6 protein-coding genes are annotated in these 5,467 nt (G+C 59.5%); all 6 read left to right on the top strand.

The annotated features are described in order from the left end of the window. The coding region (locus tag ACEW8Q_RS20930; protein ID WP_373506009.1) for an I78 family peptidase inhibitor at nucleotides 1–222 on the top strand (222 nt) is incomplete at its 5' end. Nucleotides 223–234: 12 nt separating this feature from the next. Then, nucleotides 235–561, top strand: a complete 327-nt coding sequence (locus ACEW8Q_RS20925; protein ID WP_373506008.1) for an I78 family peptidase inhibitor — start codon at nucleotides 235–237, stop codon at nucleotides 559–561. Between the two features lie 180 nt (nucleotides 562–741). Next, a complete protein-coding gene (gene ndk, locus ACEW8Q_RS20920; protein WP_373506007.1) occupies nucleotides 742–1,164 on the top strand; it encodes a nucleoside-diphosphate kinase in 423 nt (140 codons plus the stop codon). Nucleotides 1,165–1,170: 6 nt separating this feature from the next. Then, entirely contained in the window at nucleotides 1,171–1,653 is a 483-nt protein-coding gene (locus ACEW8Q_RS20915; protein WP_373506006.1) for a VUT family protein, read from the top strand. 122 nt (nucleotides 1,654–1,775) lie between these two features. Continuing rightward, nucleotides 1,776–2,306 (top strand): PRC-barrel domain-containing protein, encoded by a 531-nt coding sequence (locus tag ACEW8Q_RS20910; RefSeq protein WP_373506005.1) that lies wholly within the window; start codon nucleotides 1,776–1,778, stop codon nucleotides 2,304–2,306. Nucleotides 2,307–3,191: 885 nt separating this feature from the next. Beyond that, on the top strand, nucleotides 3,192–4,910 hold the full coding sequence (locus ACEW8Q_RS20905) for a hypothetical protein (protein ID WP_373506004.1): 1,719 nt from the start codon (nucleotides 3,192–3,194) through the stop codon (nucleotides 4,908–4,910). Nucleotides 4,911–5,467: the final 557 nt, after the last annotated feature.

Here is a 5,467-nt window from a genome sequence, read left to right as displayed (position 1 = left end):
GCCCCGACCAATGCCGCCGAAGCGACCGCGCAGGACACGTGCGGCGCCGCGGCTCACTTGGCGCTCGTCGGGACGTCAGCGAGCTCGATTGATCTCGCCACGCTTCCGGCTGGCACGCGGATCGTGACGCCTGAAACGATGGTCACGCAGGATTTCGTGCCGACACGGCTCAACATCACCACCAACACCGACGGCAACGTCGCATCGCTCAACTGTTACTGAGGAGGTCCCATCATGCGTGCACTCTTGATGGCCTGCGCCGCCTTCGCCCTCGTCGCGTGTGGCCAAACCACGACACCAGCGACGACCGAAACACCCGCCACGACTGAGGCGCCCGCGACGACAGCGCAAACGCCAGCTGAGGCGACAGCACAAGACACGTGCGGCCGCTCGCAATACGCCGCACTCGTCGGCACGAACATCGCGGCGGCGACGTTCCCGGCCGACAGCAATATCCGCATCATCCAGCCCAACACGCCGGTGACGCAGGATTTCCGTGCCGAGCGCTTGAACGTCCTCACCGACGCTAACGGCGTGATCACTTCGCTTGAATGCTATTGATGACCGGCGCGGCGCAGGAGACTGCGCCGCGAGCGGACGTGTGATTTGCTGCGCTCAATAGGCGAACAGGCCGCGAGCGCGCGCCAAGGGGATATTGTCGGGTGCTTCTGACGCACTTGGCGGTTTGCTGCAGTGCAGCTATAGACCCGGCTCCCAATTTGAACCGGAGCCCATCGAGCCATGGCCGTCGAACGCACCCTGTCCATTATCAAGCCAGACGCGACCAAGCGTAACCTGACGGGCGCGGTTAACGCGGTCATCGAAAAGGCCGGCCTCCGCATCATCGCTCAAAAGCGTATTTGGCTCTCCGAAGGCCAAGCCGAAGGCTTCTACGCGGTTCACAAGGAACGCCCGTTCTTCCGTGATCTGGTGACCTTCATGATTTCAGGCCCGGTCGTCGTGCAGGCGCTCGAAGGTGAAGACGCCGTCGCCAAGTATCGCGATGAGATGGGCGCCACCAACCCGGCCAATGCCGCCGAAGGCACCATCCGCAAGGACTTCGCCGAGTCGATCGAGGCCAATTCGGTCCATGGTTCGGACTCGCCCGAGAACGCCGCCATCGAGATCGCGCAGAACTTCAAGCCCGAAGAGATCGTCGGCTAAGCCATCATGTGGACCGCCCTCTACGTCATCGCCATCGTCACCGTGAACTGGATGTTCACGGCGATCGCACCATGGCAGACGCCGCTGGGCGGCCTCTATCTCGCAAACATCGTGGTCGGTTTCGTCTTCGTGCTGCGCGACTATGCGCAGCGTGAAATCGGCCACTCCATCCTCTTCGCCACGGCGGGCGCGGGCATCCTCACCTGGTTCATGGTCGACCCCGCGATTGCGGTCGCCTCGATCACCGCCTTCATCCTCTCGGAGACGGCGGACTGGGCGGTCTACTCCTTCACGAAGCGCCCGCTGCAGCAGCGCATCCTCTATTCCAGCCTGATCGCGCTGCCGCTCGATACGCTGGCCTTCCAGTATCTCGCCGGCTACCTGACGCCCGCCGCCTTCTCGACCGAGCTTCTCAGCAAGGCCGTGGGCGTGTTCCTCGTGTGGTACCTTCTCAAGGTCCGCGAACGGAAGCTGGCGCTGCCGGCCTGAGGGCCTGAACGGCAACACCCACGAACTCCATGATCCCGTGACCGGAACCATTGCGCCGCGCGCGCATTTGTTCTGCAGGCGAGCATTCGCAGCCGTCTGAATCACAACAGGGACTTGAAACCATGAACAAGAGCGTTCTCGCGCTGGGCACAGCGCTGTCCATTTTTGCCCTCACGCCCGCCATCGCGCAGGAAACTCCTGCAACGCCGGAGAAGGGCATCGCCAACACCATGCAGACCGGCACCACTGACCTGTTCGTTCCCGCCGACCGCCTGAACAGCTCGCAGGTGATGAGCGCCAGCGACTATATCGGCAAGGCGGTCTATGACGAGACGGGCTCCAACATCGGCGAAGTGAACGACCTGATCATCTCGCAGGCGGGCGATGTCCAGGCCGTCATCCTCGGCGTCGGCGGCTTCCTCGGCATGGGCGAGAAGGATGTGGCCGTCTCCGTCAACGCCGTGAAGATGGTGCAGGATGGCGACGCCCAGCGGCTCGTTGTCCAGGCCACAAGGGAGTCACTCGAATCCGCGCCGGCCTATGACCGCGACAACCGCCGCTACTCGGGCGGCGGCATGGTGCCGGGCGACCAGACCGGCTCCATCACGCCCGCACCCGGCGGTGCCGACAACGACCCGAATACGCCGCAGTAATTTCTACCGTTAGTGAGAGGCAGGGCCTGTTCCGCACTTCAAAAAGGTGGGGCGGGCCTTCTGCTGTTTGTCATTCTTTCATGCAAGTCATGGGAGAAGCAGGACAAAGGCCAGATGGCTCAAACGTATCGGCAAGGGGAAGAAAACTCGTGAAGAACTGGTTAACTTGTGGTCCCGCCTGAACCCGCTGGAAAATCGACCGGTCTATTGCATCCAACACCGCAAATGGCAGGTCACGCTGTGCAGGAATCATTGTTCAAGCGGCAGCTTTTGCGTCCAGGTAGATAAGACGGTAATCGCCTGACAAATCGGGTCACACCCAAGCTGGGTGAGCGGGGGCCATGCCGGGTAGCGCCTGAGATTGACACGGCCAAACTTGATCATGCCCTTGAACGTCTCTCCCATGGCTCGACACCCGCATAACAGGAACTGCAGCTCAAAGGCATTTCTGGCGATCGACGGGGCAATTGCAATGGCATTCGACTATTTCAAAGATCCAGACCTATGCAAGGGCGCTGGCTGAAAACTACATTTCGCTGACCAGGACTGTCAGCGGCGTATCAGGCTTGCTGCGCTATCCCCGCTTCGGTCTTCTTCATAATGGAGGGGGCGGCTTCGAAGAACGAGCGGGCTAACGAAGCAATGCGCGAAATTGGTGAGAGATAATGAATTCACTGAAGTTGATAGCTCTCGCGGGCGACACGCTGTTCATCGATGAACGCGTATTTGCGGGGGAGCGCGAGGGTCAAAATTTGCCAAAGTTGCCGCACATCTCTGCGGCGACGCAAGAATACTGTGCAAGTAATTGAAATATTTCTCTGTAGTTTCCTTGCCGGGTCAAATTGAAGACCTGCAATCAAGCTCTGTGCAAAAGAAAGTGTGCCTATGACTACGATGCTGACCGATCTCGTGCGCCCCGGTGGAGTAGTAAATGCCTTCGGATTCGGCGACGAACTCGCGATATCTTTCGACGGCAGTCAGCTGGTGGTTGGCGCGGGGTGGCATGAAATGCCTGGAATGCCCGGTATCGCGCAGGGAGCGGTCTATCTCTACCACACCAACGATCTTTCGTTTCCCACCGCCATCCTGCAACCAGCACTTCATGCGAACGACCAGTTCGGGTACGCCGTAAGCCTCTCTGCAGACGGTGGACTGCTACTGGTCAGCGCGCCGGGCGACGATCACAATCGAGACGACGACCCCGGCGTTTACGATCCGGACTACATCAACGATACCGGGACTGTGTTTGTCTATGACCTTACGGGAGAGATGCCCTCACTGGCCGCAACTTTCCACACGCCCGACGGGGTTGCCGCCTTCGACCGGTTCGGAGAGGAGCTTGTCCTGTCCGCCGACGGTAGCCGTGCGCTCATCTGGGCGACCCAACCGGGTGACAACGATACCGGACGTATCCATGTCTATGACTTCAACGGTACCGAGCCGACCTGGGTTCACACCATCAGCAACCCGGTCGCGCCGGATGGCGGCAGTGGTGCTGACTTCGGTCGGGGCCTCGCGATTTCTGCAAATGGCGGTTTCGCAGCAATTGCCGCACCGTTTCAGGTTCACAACACGACTCGCGGTCGCCTGTACGAAGGAGAAGTCTTTCTCTACGATCTCTCCGGCCCAGTGCCAGTGCAGACCGACCGGATTGTCGCTCGGGACTCGGGTTCTCTGTCCAGCTTCGGTGAGCACATGGCACTTTCCGATGATGGCGCTGTTCTGGTGGTCGGCGCGGATGATGTGTCCGATGCTGGCACCTTCGATTCATCTGGTGGCGGAAGTGTCTATGTCTACGACGTCGTCGACGGCGAAGCGGTCCTGCGTTTCTCGTTCACCGCCCATGACAACGATACGCTCGACCAGTTCGGGCAGGAAATCTCCTTGACGGCGGATGGCCGAACATTGCTCGTTGGGGCTCCTGGCTGGGATGGGACCGCGCTCGACACGGTAACGGGTTCGGATGTGAACGATGGCACGGTTTATGCCTATGACATCTCAGACGACAACGCGGTGCTGTTGGCGCAGTTCGTCGAGGGTGATGACCAGCGCATACCCGCCATGGGCTGGGAGGTCGCTATCGCCGGCGACGGAAGCCAGGTCGCGGCAGCTTGGAACCGCGCCGTACCATTGGACCAGTCTGTTGATGTCTGGAAAAGTGCGATGCTGGGATTTGACCGCATAATCGGCGGTGACAGCGCCGATCTGATGGAGGCAAGCCGCAATAGCGATGCCATTTTCGCCCTTGGTGGAGATGACTTGATTCTAGCACGTGGTGGCCACGACTGGCTCGATGCCGGGGCCGGGGACGACCGGGTGCATGGCGCAGCAGGAGATGATGTGATTGCGGATGGTGCAGGACAGGACCGTCTCCGCGGCGGAAGCGGATTGGACATTTTCATACTTGCGGCCGACGTTACGCGTGACATTGTCACAGATTTCGAAAGCGGAACGGATCTGCTTGACCTCCGCGCTTGGGGTGTTTTGGATTTTTCCGATATTGCTCTTTCCACGCGTGTAAGTGGATTTACGCGGATTGCCCATGGAAGCGAGATACTGATCATTGGAGGCAGCGTTCCGGTCGAGGTCGATTTCCTGCTATAGTAGCGATCGTTGCAGATCATTTGTGCGGCAACTCTCGTCCGGCACAACGCAGTCGCGGACGATGCGGATTTCGCCATCGTAATGCATATGGTAACCGAGGAAGCCCATGTGAAGACGCAGCGTTTCCAGCGCCCGCGGGTAAACGCACTTGATTCTTTGGATTTATCTTCAGGTAGTTTGTAAATCAGAGTGGCAGGACTGTCTCAAGATCGGCCAGAGCCTGTCGTGAGAATTTCTGACGAGCGTCATTTGAATGCCAATGACATCTCGGTCGCCTAATATCATAGAATCAATATACTTGAATTTCGGGAACTTGAGAGACATCCGCCCATCAAAGATCTGGCGGGTGTTATCGTGAAATGAGGCCTACTCCCCAACTAAAGTTACAAGTCCTTTGGCCACTATTCACCCCACCTTCACAGACCTCATCAGAAACGCCGGCATGTTGCCATCGTGGAAGCCATGCGAATCCGGGGCGTCCTTTACGTCGCGCTGGGGGTGGCGGTCTTCGCGCTGGCGGGGTTTGGGGGCGGAGCGTTCGGGGCGGGGCGCTGATG

The organism is Aestuariivirga sp., assembly GCF_041738905.1.
Classification (GTDB): Bacteria; Pseudomonadota; Alphaproteobacteria; order Rhizobiales; family Aestuariivirgaceae; genus Aestuariivirga.
The sequence above is the reverse complement of the archived record's forward strand: the minus strand, read 5'-3'. Positions and strand labels throughout refer to the sequence as shown.